Below are 15,976 nucleotides of genomic sequence, written 5' to 3'. Positions count from 1 at the left end.
ATCCGGCCTACAAGGTCGTGCGAAAAAATGTAGGCCCGGTAAGCGCTAGCGCCACCGGGCTTTTTTTACTCTGCGGCCGCGGCTTTCTTCGCCAGACCGTCCAGCAGCTTCTGATGGATCCCACCAAACCCACCGTTGCTCATCACCAGAATGTGATCGCCAGGCTGTGCGGCTTTCACCACCATATCCGCTAAGACATCCACGTCCGCACTCCAGTGCGCCGGCTGAATGCAGGCGTCTGCCACTTCGGCCACCTGCCACGGAATATGCTGCGGTTGCAGCAGGAAGACCTCGTCGGCACGCCCTAAGGACGGTGCGAGATCGTCTTTGCAGATGCCCATTTTCATGGTGTTCGAACGCGGTTCCAGCACGGCCAGAATGCGCGCGGTGCCGCCAACTTTGCCACGCAATGCGGCAAGCGTCGCCAGAATGGCCGTTGGGTGGTGCGCGAAATCGTCATACACGGTAACGCCGTGGGCTTCACCGCGCAGCTCCAGACGGCGACGGGCGTTGATAAACGAGCCCAGCGCATTGGCGGCATCCGCAGGCAGTACGCCCACGTGACGCGCCGCGGCGATCGCCATCAGGCCGTTGTGCATGTTGTGCTCGCCCACCAGGCCCCACTTCACCTCGCCCACTTTCTCACCGTCGAGCAGCACTTCCCATTCGGAGGCATCCGCGTTGAGCTTTTTCGCCTGCCAGTGCCCCTGCTCGCCAACCAGCTCCTGCTCGCTCCAGCACCCCATCGCCATAGTCTGCTTCAGGTTGATGTCGTTCTCCGGCAGGATAATGCGGCCCTGACCCGGAACAATGCGCACCAGATGGTGGAACTGTTTCTGAATCGCTTTCAGGTCGTCAAAGATATCCGCGTGATCGAACTCAAGGTTGTTGAGGATCAGCGTGCGTGGGCAGTAATGCACGAACTTGGAGCGCTTGTCGAAGAACGCGCAGTCGTATTCATCCGCTTCAATCACAAAGAACGGGCTGTCGCCCAGACGCGCGGAGACGTCGAAATTCCCCGGTACGCCGCCGATCACGAAGCCCGGCTTGTAGCCGCAGGCTTCGAGGATCCAGGTCGCCATACCGGCGGTGGTGGTTTTGCCGTGCGTCCCGGCAACGGCGACAACCCAGCGGTCGCGCAGGACAAAATCATGCAGCCACTGCGGGCCAGACATGTACGGGATATTGCGTTCCAGCACCGCTTCAACGCATGGATTCCCACGGGTCATGGCGTTACCCACGATCACCAGATCCGGCTGCGGCTCCAGCTGGCTGGCGTCATATCCCTGAATCAGAGAAATTCCCTGCTTCTCGAGCAGCGTGCTCATCGGCGGATACACATTGGCGTCCGAACCTGTCACTTCATGGCCCAGCGAGCGCGCCAGCATTGCCAGTCCGCCCATGAAAGTGCCACAAATCCCCAATATATGAATGCGCATACGTCACTATCCTTCTTCAATGTGGCGCACATTTTACTCACATGTCAGCGGCTGTGAAACGCATTTCAGGTAAATCCGTATTTTGCTGGCGCGATTCACCTCTGCGCTAATATTTGAATGTTTGTTAAGATTGTTGGACATCAACCGCTTTACTCAACATAAGATGCAGGGAAAGTGTTATGAAAACGTTAGGTGAATTTATTGTCGAGAAGCAGCACGAGTTCTCTCATGCTACGGGTGAGCTCACTGCTTTGCTGTCGGCAATAAAGCTGGGCGCTAAGATCATCCACCGCGATATCAACAAGGCCGGTCTGGTCGATATCCTGGGTGCCAGCGGTGCCGAGAACGTTCAGGGTGAGGTTCAGCAGAAACTCGACCTGTTCGCCAATGAAAAACTGAAAGCTGCACTGCGCGCGCGCGACATCGTTGCGGGTATCGCCTCTGAAGAAGAAGATGAGATCGTCGTATTCGAAGGGTGTGAACACGCGAAATACGTTGTTCTGATGGATCCGCTGGACGGCTCCTCCAACATCGACGTTAACGTTTCTGTCGGTACCATTTTCTCCATCTACCGTCGCGTCACGCCGGTTGGCACACCGGTGACGGAAGAAGACTTCCTGCAACCGGGCAGTAAACAGGTTGCTGCCGGTTATGTGGTGTATGGCTCGTCCACCATGCTGGTGTACACCACCGGCTGCGGCGTACACGCCTTTACCTACGATCCGTCCCTGGGCGTGTTCTGCCTGTGCCAGGAGCGTATGCGCTTCCCGGAGAAGGGCAACACCTACTCCATCAACGAAGGCAACTACATCAAATTCCCGAACGGCGTGAAGAAGTACATCAAATTCTGCCAGGAAGAGGATAAAGCCACCCAGCGCCCATACACCTCGCGCTACATCGGCTCGCTGGTGGCGGATTTCCACCGTAACCTGCTGAAGGGCGGTATTTACCTCTACCCAAGCACCGCCAGCCACCCGGACGGAAAACTGCGTCTGCTGTACGAGTGCAACCCGATGGCATTCCTGGCCGAACAGGCAGGCGGCAAGGCGAGCGACGGTAAAGAGCGTATTCTGGATATCGTGCCGGAAAGCCTGCACCAGCGCCGTTCATTCTTCGTCGGCAACCGCCATATGGTGGATGACGTTGAACGCATGATCCGCGAATTCCCGGACGCGTAACGCACGAAAAGGGGAGCCAGGCAGGCTCCCCTTTTTTTCAGGCCGTTTGCATCGTCAGCTTGAAGGAGGCCATCGCTTCCATCAGCTCGCGCGACTGTTCCTCCAGGGAACGAGTTGCCGCAGATGATTGCTGGACCAGCGCCGCATTTTGCTGCGCCGTTTCATCCATCTGATTGACGGCGATATTCACCTGCTCAATACCGCGGCTCTGCTCCTGGGAAGCCGTCGCAATTTCACGCATCAGTTTGGTCATACGCAGTACTTCGGTGGCGATCTCGTCCATCGTCTCACCGGCCTGCTGCGCCAGCTCGCTGCCCTCGTTCACGTGGGTTTGCGAATCGCTGATAAGCGAGCGGATCTCTTTCGCCGCATCAGCACTGCGGCTGGCGAGATTACGCACCTCACCCGCCACGACCGCAAAACCTCGCCCTTGCTCACCCGCACGCGCCGCTTCAACGGAGGCGTTCAGCGCCAGGATATTGGTCTGGAAGGCAATGCCGTCGATGACGCTCAGGATATCGGCGATGCGCGCCGAGCTGCCGGAGATGTCGCGCATCTTCTCAATGACATAACAGACCATTTCACTGCCGTGATCGGCGGTATCGGAGACCGACTTCGCCAGCTGGTGCGCCTGCTCGGCGTTATCGGCGTTAAGTTTCACCGTGGCGGTGATCTCTTCCATGCTGGCGGCCGTCTGCTCCAGCGAGGTGGCGGTGGATTCCGTGCGCTGGGCCAGGTTCATATTCCCGGCCGTCAGCTCGCGGCTGCCGGTATCAATCTGCGAGCTGGCGTCACGCACCCGCAGAACCGAGTCCATCAGCGACTGGCGCATCCCTTCGATCGCCGCGTTAAGGCGATTAAATTCTTGGCTCGCCGGCGCGTTCAGGGTATGGGTTAAATCCCCGGCCGCCACATGTTCCAGCTGGGCAATCGAGGCTGAAAGCGGCTTGAGCAGCATATGGCGCAGCACCAGCCAGGCCAGCACGATAATGCCAGCCGTCAGCAGCGCCGCGACGATAATCAGGATCAGCACGCGGGTTTTACTCGCCTGCACAGCGCTCACCTCCGCTTTACCGCGCGCCTCGCTCCATGCCTGGAACGCCTGCATATCGTTATCAAACTGCTTCGCCACCGGGACCAGCTTGTTTTCCAGCAGATCGTAATAGCTGTCCGCGCTTTGCTCGTTCAGGGCTTTCAGCATCGGGCTGATACCCTGCTGGTTGTACACCGCCAGACTCGCGGCAACGTTATCCAGCAGCTTTTGCCCCTGCTCATCCGCCACGCCGCTGCCGATCACGTCCTTCAGCGTTTTCTGTGCCAGCGCCACTTCCTGGTTAATGGTTTTGACCGCCCTGGCCGCATCGTCCAGCAGGCCGACCTCCATCATGCGAACGGCCTGCCCCGCTTCGTTACGCGCGCGCAGGATCAGCGTATAGCCGGCATTCAGCTGCACCATCTGTTCACCCTGAAGATGATTGATGCGCTGGAGAGAAGCGGAACTTTGTGTAAGGGCATAAATGCCGATGCCGCTGACAATCAGCAGCAGAAGGGTCATAACGGCCAGTAAAGAGAGCAAGCCGGTACGAATCGATAGCGTTTTAAGCATGATGTTATTTCCGGTAGCGAGATATTTCTGGGCATAAAAAAAGAATATCGGCCGCTACCGGAAAATGTTTAGAGTTTAAGCAATTTCAGCATGTTATCGCTCTGTTAAAGATGTATTCACCCGGGTAACAGGCGAGCTCTGGCGGTTCTCCCACAGCACCGTCAGGCCGCGCTGGAGCGCGATAAAAATAAACAGCAGAATGCCGATAGCGATTTTGGTCCACCAGGAGCTGAGCGTGCCGTCGAAGTTGATATAGGTCTGAATCAGCCCCTGGATCGCCACGCCAAACAGCGTGCCGAGGACTGTCCCCACTCCGCCGCTGAGCAGCGTACCGCCAATCACTACCGAGGCAATGGCGTCCAGCTCAACGCCCACCCCCGCCAGGGCATAGCCTGCCTGGGTATAAACCGAGAATACAATCCCCGCGAGGGTGGCCAGCCCGGTCGAAAGCATGTAGATGCGAATAGTCGTGCTGCGCGTGGAAATTCCCATCAGGTTCGCGGACGTGGCGCTGCCGCCAATGGCATAAACCTGGTTACCAAATCGGGTACGGTGGGCGAGGAAGATCCCGATCACCACCACGCCCAGCATCAGCAGCCCCATTGCGCTCAGGCGCCCCCCGCCGGGAATTTTCCACGCCAGACTGGAGAGCGTGTCGTAGATCGGATGGTTAATTGGAATTGACTCCTCCGACACCAGATAGCTCACGCCGCGCAGGAAGAACATCCCGGCGAGGGTGATGATAAAGGCCGGGATTTTCAGCGCATCGATCAAAAGCCCCATAAAGGCGCCGAACGCGCAGCCCATGACCAGCACCAGCGGAAAAGCCAGCAGCGGCGAAATCCCCCAAAAGCCAATCGCCTTGGCAAGGAACACGCCGGTAAAGGCGATCACCGACCCAACGGAGAGGTCGATCCCGCCGGAGAGGATCACAAACGTCATGCCGACGGCGATAATGCCTAAAAAGGCATTGTCGGTCAGGATGTTGCAAATCACCCGCGTGGAGGCGAAGCCCGGGAACTGGGTCAGGCAATAGAGGTACCCCAGCACGAACACGCCCAGCGTGATCATTAACGGCAAATTACGTTTTATCATGACCGCGGTTCCCCTTAATGAGAGTGATAAAGCGCGGCGACTGCACGATAAGTACGATAAGCACCACGACCGCTTTGACGACCTGATTCAGCTCCGGCTGGAACCCGGAGAGCAAAATACCGGTATTCATACCCTGAATAATCAACGCCCCCACCACCGAGAGCAGCAGATTAAAACGTCCGCCCATCAGCGATCCACCGCCGATAACCACCGCGAGGATCGCATCCAGCTCGAGCCAGAGTCCGGCGTTATTGGCATCCGCTCCGCGAATATCGGCGGCCACGATCACCCCGGCAATCGCAGCACAGACGCCGCTCAGCACGTAAGTCAGCATCACCATCAGCCGCGTATTTACCCCGGCGTTTTTCGCGGCCCGAATGTTAATCCCCACCGCTTCGATGAACATCCCGAGCGCCGTTTTGCGGGTGAAAAGCCAGAACACCACCAGCGTCACCAGCGCGACGATCACCGGCGTCGGGAAGAACAGAAAATTACCGCTGCCGATCCACGCCAGGCTCGGGGAGTTAAAGGTGACGATTTGACCGGAGGTGATAAGCTGCGCCACACCGCGCCCGGCCACCATCAAAATCAACGTCGCGACAAACGGCTGGATCTTGAGCACCGCAACCAGAATGCCGTTCCACAGCCCGGCAAGCACGCCGGAACCCAGCGCGGCCAGCAGGACCACCGGCAGGCTGTGCCCGGCGACGGTCATCGAGGCGGCGGTGGCGCCCGCAATCGCCATTACCGCACCGACGGAGAGGTCGATCCCGCCGGTGGCAATGACCAGCGTCATACCAATCGCCAGCAGCGCCACGGGCGCGGCACGGTTTAAGATGTCGATCGGGCTACCAAACAGGCGGCCATCCTGCACGACGATCTGAAAGAAATGCGGAGCCACCAGGCTATCCACCAGCAGCACCAGCAGCAGCGCCACGATTTGCGGCGTGCCGGTCGGCCAGGTGAAGCGGCGCTTCGCTTCGCCAGTTTGCGAAAGAGAACGGGACATCACATTTGACTCCTTACGCCGCGATGGCATTCATGATCGCCGGTACCGACAGTTTATCCAGCGGGATCTCTGCCACCTGCCTGCGATCGCGCATGATGATGACGCGATCGGCATAGCCGACCAGCTCCTCCAGCTCGGACGAGATCACCAGCAGCGCCAGACCGTCGGCGCAGAGCGTTTCGATAAGCCGGATGATTTCGGCGTGCGCGCCCACGTCGATACCGCGCGTGGGCTCGTCGAGGATCAGGAATTGCGGCTTGGTGAGCAGCCAGCGCGAGAGGAGAACCTTCTGCTGGTTACCGCCCGAGAGGAACTCGATGGGCTGTTCCGCGCTCGGGGTACGTATACCGAGCTGGCGGATGAAGCGCTCGGCAATCGCGTTCTGCTCGCGCTTAGGGATCGGACGCAGCCAGCCGCGCTGGGCCTGTAGCGCCAGAATGATGTTTTCCCGCACCGAGGCGGCGGCAATAATCCCGTCCGTTTTCCTGTCCTCCGGGCAGAAGCCCACGCCGAGGCACGACGCCTGATGCGGTGAACGTAGCGTTTGTGGTTTGCCTTTGATCAGCGCCGTTCCGCTGTCGGCAGGTTTGATCCCGAAGATGACTTCGGCGGTTTCGGTGCGCCCGGAGCCTAACAGCCCCGCCAGACCCACAATTTCACCGGGGCGTACCTCGAGGTTAAACGGCGCGATGGTCCCTTTTCTGCCGTAATCGTGAAACGCGGCGATCGGTTTTTCGCTCAGCAGCGTACGGCCCGCGCGCTGAAGCGCGTTGGTCTCGAGCTCGCGGCCCAGCATCATTTTGACCAGCTCTATCTGCGGCAGCTCGCGGGTTTCCCGGCAGCCGACAAAGCTGCCGTTGCGCAGCACCGTTATACGGTCGCTCACCTCGTAAACCTGATCGAGGAAATGCGTCACGAAAATCAGGCTGACGCCCTGATTACGCAGCTGGCGCATCAGGGTAAAAAGCATCTCCACTTCCTGGGTATCGAGGCTGGCGGTGGGTTCATCGAGGATCAGCACTTTCGCCGAGAGATCGATAGCGCGACAGATCGCGACGATTTGCTGCATCGCTACGGAAAAACGGTTCAGTGGTTCGCGCACGTCGAGAGAGAAGCCATACGATTCCATCAGCTTCGCGGCGCGCGCTTCCATCTCTTTGCGGCGCAGCAGGCCAAAACGTCTGGGTTCGCGGCCAATAAACAGGTTATCCGCTACCGACATGTTTGGCAGCAGGTTCACTTCCTGGTAGACCGTGCCGATCCCCAGTTGCTGGGCATGCGCGGTGTTTTTGGGCGAAATGGCGTTACCTTCCAGCCAGATAGCGCCGCGATCGGCGTGATAGACCCCGGTCAGGGTTTTAATCAGCGTCGACTTCCCCGCCCCGTTTTCGCCGAGCAACGCCATGATCTCCCCACGCCGCAGGCTGAAATCAACGTTATCCAGCGCCTTAACGCCAGGGAAAAATTTACTCAGGCCCTCTGTGCGGAGGATTTCCTGGTGTTGTTCGGTGGTCATGGTTTCCCCCTGCATCAGGCCGGATGACGCTACGCTTATCCGGCCTACAAAAGAGCGTATCGTAGGCCGGGTAAGCGCAGCGCCACCCGGCAATTTCACTGGATCAGTAGCCCATATTTTTCTTCTTCTCTAACTCTTCTTTCGCCGTGTCCGGCAGGTAGAGCGTGGATTTGGTGATGGTCAACTTCTCAGGCTGGGTGCCGTCCTTCTTGAATTTCTCCAGCGCATCGAATGCCGGGCCCGCCATATTTGGCGTCAGCTCCACGCTGGCGTTCGCTTCGCCGTCAATCATCGCTTTGTAGATGTCCGGTACGCCGTCGATCGAGCCGGTGAGGATATCTTTGCCCGGCTTCAGGCCCGCTTCTTTGATGGCCTGGATGGCGCCGATCACCATGTCGTCGTTGTGGGCGTAAACCATGCAGATATTTTTGCCGTTATTTTCTGCCTTGATAAAGCTTTCCATGACCTCTTTACCCTTGCTGCGGGTGAAGTCGCCGGACTGAGAACGGATGATTTTGATGTTTGGTGCTTTGCCGATGGCCTCCGCGAAACCTTTCTTACGGTCGATAGCCACGCTCGCCCCGACGGTGCCCTGCAACTCAACCACGTTACACGGCTTGCCATCCACCTGCTTCACCAGCCAGTCACCAATCAGTTTGCCTTCCAGCACGTTATCGGCGGTGACGGTGGTCATATAGAGAGATTTGTCTTTTACGTCGATGGAACGGTCGAGCAGGAAGACCGGAATTTCAGCATCTTTGGCTTCCTTCAGCACCGGCTCCCAGCCCGTGGCGACAACCGGGGCAATAAAGATGGCATCCACGCCCTGAGCGATAAACGAGCGCACCGCTTTAATCTGGTTCTCTTGCTTTTGCTGACCATCGGCGATTTTCAGCGTAATACCGCGCTTTTCGGCCTCACTTTTCGCCACATTCGTTTCAGCGGCGCGCCAGCCAGATTCAGATCCGACCTGCGAAAATCCAACGGTTAAGGGTGCGGCCATCGCCATAGACGACATGGCTGCCGAAACTGCTGTAACAAGAAGTAAGCGCTTCCACATATGAACGTCCTCGTAGGGTAGGTTATTGTTGGTTAAAAGATGTTCCGCGGATGAACTATAGCCAATGGAATATGTTACGGATTGCGTTACATCACACTTCAGAAAAGTGAATAAAACGTTAATCACAAGTTTGTAATCGCTTTCATTTCAACATTTAAAATGCGGCTGAGTTTATGGATTATCCTGTCATGGAAACGGTCTGAAAAGTGAAGGCGCGAGGGAGAGAAGACGAAAACAGGCGGAGACTTTCAGCGCCAGTTGGCTATAATACCTGCCACTTGTTTACCATCCATTTTAAAGGACACCGACATGAGCTTACTCAACGTCCCTGCGGGTAAAGAACTGCCAGAAGACATCTACGTTGTGATCGAAATCCCGGCCAACGCAGATCCAATCAAATACGAAATCGACAAAGACACCGGTGCGCTGTTCGTTGACCGTTTCATGTCTACCGCCATGTTCTATCCGTGCAACTACGGCTACATCAACCACACTCTGTCTCTGGACGGTGACCCGGTTGACGTACTGGTCCCAACGCCATATCCATTGCAGCCAGGCTCCGTCATTCGCTGCCGTCCTGTTGGCGTGCTGAAAATGACTGACGAAGCGGGTGAAGATGCGAAACTGGTTGCCGTACCGCACACCAAGCTGAGCAAAGAGTACGATCACATTAAAGATGTGAACGACCTGCCAGAGCTGCTGAAAGCGCAGATCGCCCACTTCTTCGAGCACTACAAAGATCTCGAAAAAGGCAAATGGGTTAAAGTTGAAGGCTGGGATAACGCAGAAGCGGCGAAAGCAGAAATCATCGCCTCTTTCGAACGTGCTGCTAAGAAGTAATTCTTACTGCTGAGACTAAGCCCCGCGCGTCGGGGCTTTTTTGTGCCTGTCGCTCCAGGTAACCCGTGCGATTGAGGAGTATCGCCCGGCGGCGCTACGCTTGCACGGGCCTACGGCGCAAAACGACAACGCCACCTTACGGTGGCGTTGTCGTTTTTCAGAACTGGTCTCTGTCTAACCAGTTACCGCTTTCAATCAACGTTAACCCGTCGACCGAACGTTGGTACACGTACATCCATGCACTGCCGTAAGGCGTCTGGATCAACTGGCGAGCGTATTCACCGCCCCTGGTGCGCAAGGCATCAAGTTCGGCCAGCGTGGCATTATCAATACGATAAACCTCACCCTGTACCGTTCCGTTCCCCGGAACCGCGCCTGGATAGTGGCCCAGACTGTACAACTGGTAGTTTTCGATTGTGTAATTTCCCAGCAACTGGGCGTTGGTCATCCAGTGGCTGTTGCCTTGCCTGGTTCGTAAACTGCCGTAAACAAATATTCGCATTGCTAAAACTCAAACTGATAGAGCAGATCAAGTGCCTGGTCTACGCCGGACACTGCTTCCAGATATAGCTTAGGCATCAGGCGATAACGTAACGTGAGTGTAGCCAGTGAGTCAAAGATCCCCACGCCATATTTTACCTGTAGACCCGGCAGTACATAGCCGCTGACCACTACCTGCGAAGAGTCACCCACGCCCTGAGTGTCCAGCGCCAGATTGCTTACGCCAAACGTCTCGCCGATTTTACCCACAACCTGACCACTTTGTGCAACCCCCAGACCAACTAACATTGATGTCATTGCCGCACCATCGCCCTGTTGGCTATCCAGACCCTGGCCGCGCAGCAGGTAAGAGAGCGCTTCCTGTTGCGACATGGCCGGGTCAGAGAAGATCTCTGCCTTAGGTTCATCGGCGGAGCCCGTCACGCGCACGCCTGCAATCACATCATCTTCGGTGGCTTCCGGGTTACGGATCGCTTCGATATTGAGTACCGGCTGATCCGGTGGACCGGAGAACAGCAGCTCGCCTTTACGCACAATCAAATCCTGCCCGTAGGCATGGAAGCGCCCTTCAGGAATATTGATTTGTCCATTGAGGCCAAGTCCCTGTTGATCCTGCGCCACTTTCAGGTCACCCGTGAGTCTCGCCTTCAGCCCAAACGCGTCCAAACGCACGTTATTCCCCACGTGCACGATAAGATTACTATTGATCGGTATGCCAGCGCTCTTCTGTTCAACAGGTTTCAGATTTTCATTGAGCATAACTTCGTCACTGGAGACGCCAACCGCGCTTTCCGGCACCTCGTGAACCACGATGCGCGCCCACGGTACGTCAACACGGCCGTCCAGGGTGAAGAGACTCGGCGTTGCCTCAAAGACCACGTCTGGCGACACGTCCAGGCGCACCATCGGCGGTACCGTGATACGCACCCTGCTGCCCTTGGCCGCAATACGGGCGCGCCAGTTGTCGAGCTGGCTCCAGTCTGCGTCACCGCTCAGGTTGATTTGTCCCTGCTGCGTCAACACTGAGCCACTGAGGGTTGAGCTTTGGCCGTTAAAGTTCATCGTCAGCTGGCTTGGCTGCATATCGAACGGCATAAAGTTACCGTCAATGTCCACACCGTTTAACCGCATCTGGCCAAACAGCTGTGGGCTTTGCGCATCCCCCGCCAGACGCAGGTTGGCGCTGAGCATCCCCGCCGCCTTTTCTCCCCGCGAGAAGATCGGATTCACCATCGCCAGGTTGAAGTTACGAATATTGACGTTGCCGCCGAGATTGCGCCGCCCTTGCGGATCGGTAATTTGCACCTGTCCGTCAAACTGACCGTTGTTGGTCAGGCGGATCAGCCATCCCAGTTCCGCACGATTGTTACGCAGGTCAGCGTTCACATTCAGGGTGTCGAACGCCACCGGCAGCGGCGCGTCATTGACCTCCTGCGTCACCTTCACGTTACGTCCGGCGAGGGTAACGCTGCCCTGCGGCAGTCCCTCTTTGGTGGTGTCCCACGCGACGTCCGCTTTGCCGCTGAAGACCCCGCTGGCCTGGGTGGTTTCCGGCATAAACGGTTTCAGCATCGCCAGGTCGAAACGGTTGAGGTTGATCTGCGCGCGTCCTTCCGCGCCCGCATCAATGGTCTGCGGCACGCACAGCTCAGCATTCGGGTTGGTCCAGCAGTGTGGCCCAATGCTGATCTTTTGCTCCGCGTTGCGGTAATCCAGCGCGACAGACCGCGACAGCACCAGCGGGCCGACCGGCGTGCTGAAGCGGGTGTTATCCAGCACGCCTTTCCAGCGCGTCGCCTGGCGGTCAAAACTGCCCGTCAGGTGCAGCTGCCCGGAGACCGGCTCGCCCTGCACGCGTAGCTGGAGATCGTGCTGCTTTTCGTTACCTTTTGCCGCCAGCGTGACCAGACTGATGTTCACGTCCGGCTGAGAGATACGCTCCACGCGCAGATCCAGGTTTCCGCCGATCTGATCGGTGGATTTCACGTCTCCCTCGACACGCACGCGGGCAATAGAAAGTTCCTGCCAGCGCAGGTTATTGGCGGTGATGTCCGCCAGCAGCTGCGGCGCCTCCACCGTACCGCGAACCTTCACTAACCCCTTCGCCGTGCCGCCAAGACCCGGCAGGGCGTTATCGAGATTTGGCGCGTCGATGGTGGCATCCAGATTGAGGTCTTTCACGCCCAGCTCGCCTTTGATATCCGCCGTGTTGCGACCCAGCGCCACGTGCAGGCCCGGGATCACCCACTGGAGATAGCTGTTGCCCTTAAGCGAGCCCTCTACGTTGACTTTGTTCTGCTTCACGTTGCCGGTGAGCTTGAGTTCCGGCACGTCCATCTGCCAGGTGCCACCGTACAGGCTACCGCGGGTTTTGATCAGGCCATCCAGTTTTGACGGCCAGTCCGGGACCTCTTTAGCGGTGTTGATCCCGGTCAGCTTCAGCTCGCCGCGCCAGCTGATCGCCTGCTGCCAGTCGAGCAGCGCGGTCAGCTCGGTTTTTCCTTCCAGCGCCGCCACGGTCAGCTTGTCGAGGTTAACCTGCAACTCGTTACCCTTCGCATCCAGGGTGATATCGGCGGGCGGTACCCCCTGCCCCTTCACTGCCGTGCGGAACGACAGCGTGTAGTCGGTCATTTTGCCACTCAGCTTCAGCTTCAGATCGTCAGCCTGGAACTGTTTTTCGCCGGTGAACGGCCAGTAAAGCTGCTTGCTGACAACCTCAAGGTTGAGCGGTAAACCGGCCTCTGCCAGCTGGGTTTGCCCGCGCAGCACCATATCCACCGGTCCGGAGAGGTTCACGCCGAACTCCAGCTTCTCGCGCAGCGCGCCGCCGACTTTCACCTTCACCTTTTCGCCTTTCAGCGGATCGATGTTCAGGGCGCTGTTCAGCGTAATATCTACCGGCCAGTTGTCACGCAGTAGCGCATTGCCTGAGGCGTTGACCGACCCCTGGTTAGTATCAATATCCAGCGCGTCGAGCTTCATGTTGCCGTCGATACTGCTGACTTTAAGCAGCATGTTGAAGACCGTCAGATCGGTATCGCCGGTCAGACGCAACTGCTCGCCTTTAAACTCTTCGATATTGAGGTTCAGCGGCAGATGCACGTCGGTCATCTCCGGCAGAACCGGTTTCGAGAAGAGATCTTTCAGCGTTTCGCCCAGCGGTTTTTCTTCCGGCTGCGGGTTCTGGATCTTCGGCTCTACGATCTCTTCCTGCGCCACGTCGGCCACCTTCGGCAGCGCAATCAGCAGCCCTTGCAGGGAGGTTGGGGTCAGGGTGAGGTTTTTCTCCTGCCAGCGCAGACCGGAGGTGAAATCCATCACGGATACCGTCGTGTCGTCGATTTTGATATTGACGTTATCCAGCGCGACCCGGTAGAGCGCAATCGGGTACGGCGTGGAGAGGTTCAGCGGGCCGCTGTCCTCTTCTTCGACAGGCTCGGACTTCGGCATTTTTTTGGAATCTATCGCCACGTTAACGTCTTTTAGCGACAGATCGTTTACGCACAGCTGGCTGTCCCGCAGGCAGCCGAGCTTGACCGCCAGATGAAACTCGCCCGCATTCACCGCCACGCCGGGCTGTTCATAACGGATATTTTTCAGGCGCAGATCGCGCCAGCCGCCCGTTACCTGGCCGATTTCCAGCCCCGGCACCCAGCGGTTCGCGGCGTTAAACAGCAAATGCAGGCCCGTGGTGGTGCCCACCAGAAACGCCACCGTACCGAGCAGTAATACGATAAAAATCAGCACCCCGAGGCTTATCTTCTTCCATAAACTCATAATTCAGGCCCCAGACCGATGTAAAACTGTAAACCGTGTTCGTCTTTGTCGCCCACCGGAACGGCGAAATCGAGCTTGATGGGCCCGACCGGTGACTGCCAGCGCACGCCTACGCCCGCGCCGGTTTTGAAATCGCTGCGGCGGATATCGTTCACCGCTTCACCGCCGTCAACGAACATCGCTCCCCACCACTTGCCGCTGACGTTGTACTGGTACTCCAGCGAGCCAGTCGCCAGTTTTGACGCCCCGGTCAACTGGCCTTTGTCGTTTTCAGGTGAGATCGATTTGTACTTATACCCGCGAATGCTGCGGTCGCCCCCGGCGAAGAAGCGCAGATCCGGCGGGACGCGTTCGAAATCACCGGTTTCGATCCAGCCGAGATTACCGCGCATCACAAAGCGGTGTTTGTCGTACAGCGTGCGGATCCAGACGTTTTGCGCCTGAAAGACGGAGAAGTCTACGTCGGAGCCCCAGGCGGTGTTGGAGTAATCGATGGAGTAGCGCTGAGAATCGCCCCAGGTCGGCATCAGGCCACCGCGCGAGCGGGTACGGCTGATCATCACGCCCGGATAAAGCAGCATGGTGGTGTTGGTGACGTTTGCCTGGGTAAAGTGGTCGAGGCTCCAGCGCAGGTTAATGGCGCGCTGCCAGCCGCTGGAGAGATCCCAGAAGCGTGATACCGCAAGCGTCGTCGAGTCCTGCTCGGTATCGTTCAAATCGGTACGCTTAAAGCCGCCCTGCACGAGGTAGTATTGCTCAAGCGGATTTTTCAGCAGCGGCATTTTATAGCTGAAGTCCAGCTGCTGTTCAGGCGCAGACAGGCTGACGCTGGTGGTCAGGCTGTGGCCGTAGGAGTTCATCCACGGTTTTTTCCACGAGGCTTTCACGCGCGGGCCGACGTCCGTGGAGTAGCCGACACCGGTCTCAATGGTGTTCTCGGTGCGCGGAGAGACCACGCCATGCAGCGGTAACACTTTCGTTTTACGGGATTTATCAAATTCCGGCGCTACCACCACGGAGTTAAACCAGCCCGTCGCGGACAAACGACGGTTCAGCTCGCCCAGGTCGCTGGACTGGTAGTAGTCGCCCTTTTTAAACGGCACCAGATTTTGCAGATACTCGTCACGGATTTGCGATCCTTCGAAGGTCACATCGCCAAACCGGTAGCGCTCGCCGCTGTCGTAATCGATATCCCAGAATGCCTGACGTCGCTCAAGCGCAACGCCCAGCTGGCTTTTGTTGAACCGGCTGTCGAAGTAGCCTTTGCGCAGCGAAACGCTGGTTAAGGATTTTTTAAAACGATCGTAATCCCCGTGATTGAGCACGGTGCCCACTTTCGGACGGGTGCTGAGCAGATCCAGGTAGTCCCGATCGGTGCGCGCACCGCCGCGCAGCACCACGTTCGTGCCGCCAATCAGGACGGGTTCGCCCGGCGAGACGCGGGCAATCAACACCTGGCGTCCTTTCGCCGGCGGCGGACGTAAATCGAAATCGATGGTGGGTTCGTAGTACCCCAACGCCTTTAAGCCTTCGCGGATGGCGTCATCCACGCGCGCGCGAAAACGCCGATCCGGCGTGACCTCATCGCTCTGGATAGTAGAAAGCTGCGCACGCACGTTTTTTTCCAGCGCCCCGGATAACCCCTCAACCTGCAAACGGACATTCGCCGCGCTGGCAATCCCGCTGGTCAGCAGTAAGCTGACTAAACATAACTGGCGGATCTTTGTCACGTTTTCTCCTGAATATCCCTGTTTCCACCCTGGAAGCAAATGCAGTGCCGCTCCGCGGCAAAATACGGCCTGAAAGCCAAAAACCCAAATTACGGGTTGAAAAAGGGTGTAACACCCAAATATTTCTTATGATTAAATCTAGACTCATTCATCGCATTTATTGTGTTCAATTAAACGCTTCGTGACAACCTTAACCGAAACAACGCTACCCGGGAGGCCCCA

At 57.6% G+C, this 15,976-nt stretch carries 11 protein-coding genes; 2 read left to right on the top strand and 9 right to left on the bottom strand.

The window, feature by feature from the left end; translation table 11 throughout:
- Window positions 1-65: 65 nt before the first annotated feature.
- On the bottom strand, window positions 66-1,439 hold the full coding sequence (mpl, locus tag FZF21_RS02420) for a UDP-N-acetylmuramate:L-alanyl-gamma-D-glutamyl-meso-diaminopimelate ligase (RefSeq protein WP_017694649.1): 1,374 nt from the start codon (window positions 1,437-1,439) through the stop codon (window positions 66-68).
- Window positions 1,440-1,618: 179 nt separating this feature from the next.
- Here mpl and fbp point away from each other — a divergent pair, with 179 nt between their 5' ends.
- Complete coding sequence (fbp, locus tag FZF21_RS02415; RefSeq protein WP_003856070.1) at window positions 1,619-2,617, top strand: class 1 fructose-bisphosphatase; 999 nt, start codon at window positions 1,619-1,621, stop codon at window positions 2,615-2,617.
- Window positions 2,618-2,654: 37 nt separating this feature from the next.
- On the opposite strand, the gene FZF21_RS02410 is transcribed toward fbp, so the two are convergent.
- From FZF21_RS02410 to ytfQ, 5 genes are all read right to left on the bottom strand, one after another.
- Window positions 2,655-4,223: a methyl-accepting chemotaxis protein gene (locus FZF21_RS02410; RefSeq protein WP_015572503.1), complete on the bottom strand. Its 1,569-nt coding sequence runs from the start codon at window positions 4,221-4,223 to the stop codon at window positions 2,655-2,657.
- Between the two features lie 93 nt (window positions 4,224-4,316).
- Window positions 4,317-5,318: a galactofuranose ABC transporter, permease protein YjfF gene (yjfF, locus tag FZF21_RS02405; protein WP_017383921.1), complete on the bottom strand. Its 1,002-nt coding sequence runs from the start codon at window positions 5,316-5,318 to the stop codon at window positions 4,317-4,319.
- Window positions 5,305-6,330, bottom strand: a complete 1,026-nt coding sequence (gene ytfT / locus FZF21_RS02400) for a galactofuranose ABC transporter, ATP-binding protein YtfT (protein WP_017383922.1) — start codon at window positions 6,328-6,330, stop codon at window positions 5,305-5,307. The genes yjfF and ytfT overlap by 14 nt, the downstream gene beginning before the upstream one ends.
- 10 nt (window positions 6,331-6,340) lie before the next feature.
- Complete coding sequence (gene ytfR / locus FZF21_RS02395) at window positions 6,341-7,843, bottom strand: galactofuranose ABC transporter, ATP-binding protein YtfR (protein ID WP_017383923.1); 1,503 nt, start codon at window positions 7,841-7,843, stop codon at window positions 6,341-6,343.
- 103 nt (window positions 7,844-7,946) lie between these two features.
- Window positions 7,947-8,903 (bottom strand): galactofuranose ABC transporter substrate-binding protein YtfQ, encoded by a 957-nt coding sequence (gene ytfQ / locus FZF21_RS02390; RefSeq protein ID WP_039271932.1) that lies wholly within the window; start codon window positions 8,901-8,903, stop codon window positions 7,947-7,949.
- A gap of 309 nt (window positions 8,904-9,212) precedes the next feature.
- Between ytfQ and ppa the strand changes: the two genes are divergently transcribed.
- The gene (gene ppa / locus FZF21_RS02385; RefSeq protein ID WP_006810347.1) at window positions 9,213-9,743 is read left to right on the top strand and encodes an inorganic diphosphatase; all 531 of its coding nucleotides are present in this window, start codon (window positions 9,213-9,215) and stop codon (window positions 9,741-9,743) included.
- 157 nt (window positions 9,744-9,900) lie between these two features.
- Here the strand turns inward: ppa and FZF21_RS02380 are convergent, their stop codons facing one another.
- From FZF21_RS02380 to tamA, 3 genes are read right to left on the bottom strand one after another with little or no spacing between them, the layout of a single operon-like run.
- On the bottom strand, window positions 9,901-10,245 hold the full coding sequence (locus tag FZF21_RS02380; RefSeq protein ID WP_017383925.1) for a gamma-glutamylcyclotransferase: 345 nt from the start codon (window positions 10,243-10,245) through the stop codon (window positions 9,901-9,903).
- Window positions 10,246-10,247: 2 nt separating this feature from the next.
- Window positions 10,248-14,024, bottom strand: a complete 3,777-nt coding sequence (gene tamB / locus FZF21_RS02375; RefSeq protein ID WP_047737036.1) for an autotransporter assembly complex protein TamB — start codon at window positions 14,022-14,024, stop codon at window positions 10,248-10,250.
- The gene (gene tamA, locus FZF21_RS02370) at window positions 14,021-15,754 is read right to left on the bottom strand and encodes an autotransporter assembly complex protein TamA (protein ID WP_032647013.1); all 1,734 of its coding nucleotides are present in this window, start codon (window positions 15,752-15,754) and stop codon (window positions 14,021-14,023) included. Before tamA ends, tamB begins: the two co-directional genes overlap by 4 nt.
- Window positions 15,755-15,976 lie beyond the last annotated feature (222 nt).

The sequence above is a fragment of the Enterobacter sp. LU1 genome (assembly GCF_008271405.2).
Classification (GTDB): Bacteria; Pseudomonadota; Gammaproteobacteria; order Enterobacterales; family Enterobacteriaceae; genus Enterobacter; species Enterobacter hormaechei_C.
The sequence above is the reverse complement of the archived record's forward strand: the minus strand, read 5'-3'. Positions and strand labels throughout refer to the sequence as shown.